2 protein-coding genes are annotated in these 2,360 nt (G+C 70.3%); both read left to right on the forward strand.

What is annotated here, in order from left to right; translation table 11 throughout:
- Positions 1-240, forward strand: a 240-nt coding sequence (locus tag FNQ90_RS19945) for a DUF5063 domain-containing protein (protein WP_182607624.1), incomplete at its 5' end; no start/stop codon positions are given.
- Between the two features lie 827 nt (positions 241-1,067).
- Entirely contained in the window at positions 1,068-2,339 is a 1,272-nt protein-coding gene (locus FNQ90_RS19950) for an aspartate kinase (protein ID WP_182607625.1), read from the forward strand.
- The last annotated feature ends 21 nt before the right edge of the window (positions 2,340-2,360 follow it).

The raw sequence follows: 2,360 nt of genomic DNA on the forward strand, positions 1-2,360 counted from the left end.
GGCGAGGCCCTGTGGTGGTGGCAGTTCTCCTACCTCTCCAACTGGGGGCCCACAGCCGGGGCCGCGCTGCGCGCCCTGCAATCCCTGGTCGCCCACGTTCGGCTGGACACCCCCCTCGCCGACCTCAACGGCCTCGACATCGACAGTGATGTCGAGGACGGTGATCTGGAGCGGCAGGCCGGTCGTGTGATGGCCGCCGAGATCGCCGTTCCGCTGGGGATCAAGCCGCCCCGGACGTAAGTACCGTCCCACCCGTGCCGCACCCGTGGTCGAGCGGTGCCATCCGTGCGACCACGGGTGCCGCGCACGTGCCCCCCGCATCCCGCTGCCGGGGCCGGGGTGGGCGACGGACGGATCTCCGGCGCGTCCACGGGCTGTTGGGCCGGGCGGGGAAGCAACGAGCAGTGCGGTGCGTGGAGTTCGCCGGCACGGTCGACCGGCGGAACGGACCCGACGGCACCCTCGCCCGCTCCCCGGTCACAAGGATGCCGATGCCGCGCCGGCGGCCTTCGTGGCGGAGCGAGGGGTTCGACGCGGGCGCCTTCGCCGGCCCCCGGGTGCCGACCGCGATTCCGGCCATCGGTGGGAGGACCCGCCGGCCCGAAACGCCGTGTCCGTGGCCGGTTCCGCCCCGGTGACGGGGGTTCCTCACCGCATCGGCGCAAGCACCACCACGGATACGGGACGCCGTTGCGGGGCGTCGCGACGCCCCTCGGGGACAGCGCTCGGAGAGGTCCACGAGCCCTCCGGACCGGGTTCTCGGCAGGGCGCGGGAAGCCCCGCGGGCCGTCACGCCCAGTCGCCGGAGTGCGTCACAGAGCGGTGAAACCGCCGGTCCGGGCGGTGCGGACTGTGACCTCCCGCACGTTTCGGCGGCGTTTCGTGTGTCCGCTCGACAAAAGGGCATGGCTTGGTGGCGAGCGGGCCCGGGAACGGCCCGGGCGGCCGGCCGGGCCACGTCTCACCATGCGGCGTGCCGGTGGCGGCCGCACCCCGCTCGGTAAAATCGAGCCACCGCGGTACCCATCCGGTCACCGCGGAAAACGACCCCTGAGGAGCGAGCACACGTGGGCCTTGTCGTGCAGAAGTACGGCGGCTCCTCCGTTGCCGATGCCGAGGGCATCAAGCGCGTCGCCAAGAGAATCGTCGAAGCCAAGAAGAGCGGCCACCAGGTGGTCGTCGTGGTCTCGGCGATGGGTGACACGACGGACGAGCTGATCGATCTCGCCAACGAGGTGACCCCGGTCGCCACAGGACGCGAATTCGACATGCTGCTGACCGCGGGAGAGCGGATCTCCATGGCCCTGCTGGCGATGGCGATCAAAACGCTGGGGCACGAGGCGCAGTCCTTCACCGGCAGCCAGGCCGGTGTGATCACCGACTCCGTCCACAACAAGGCCCGGATCATCGATGTCACCCCCGGCCGGATCCGTGCCGCCGTCGAGGCGGGGAACATCGCGATCGTCGCCGGCTTCCAGGGGGTCTCCCAGGACAGCAAGGACATCACCACCTTGGGGCGCGGAGGTTCCGACACCACCGCCGTGGCGCTGGCCGCCGCTCTGGAGGCCGAGGTCTGCGAGATCTACACCGACGTGGACGGCGTGTTCACCGCCGACCCCAGGGTGGTCAAGAAGGCCCGCAAGATCGACTGGATCTCCTCCGGGGAGATGCTGGAGCTGGCCAGCTCCGGCTCCAAGGTGCTGCTGCACCGCTGTGTCGAGTACGCCCGCCGCTACAACATCCCGATCCACGTCCGGTCGTCCTTCTCCGGCCTCACCGGCACCTGGGTCAGCAACGAACCGCGAGGAGACGAGCCGATGGAGCAGGCGCTCATCTCGGGTGTCGCCCACGACACCTCCGAGGCCAAGGTCACGATCGTCGGGGTCCCCGACAAGCCGGGTGAGGCCGCCAAGATCTTCCGCTCGGTCGCCGACGCCGAGATCAACATCGACATGGTGGTGCAGAACGTCTCGGCCGCCTCCACCGGCCTGACCGACATCTCCTTCACCCTGCCGGAGACCGACGGCAAGCGGGCCATCGAGGCGCTGAACCGCCAACAGGCCGACATCGGCTTCGCCTCGCTGCGCTACGACGACCGGATCGCCAAGATCTCCCTGGTCGGCGCGGGCATGAAGACCAACCCCGGGGTCACCGCCACCTTCTTCGAGGCGCTGTCCAACGCCGGGGTGAACATCGAGCTGATCTCCACCTCGGAGATCCGCATCTCGGTGGTGACCCGGCAGGACGACGTGAACGAGGCCGTGCGCGCCGTGCACACCGCCTTCGGGCTGGACTCCGACAGCGACGAGGCCGTGGTCTACGGCGGCACCGGCCGCTGAGACACCGGCCCCACCCGCCCC

It is taken from the genome of Streptomyces alkaliphilus (assembly GCF_014141535.1).
GTDB lineage: Bacteria > Actinomycetota > Actinomycetes > Streptomycetales > Streptomycetaceae > Streptomyces > Streptomyces alkaliphilus.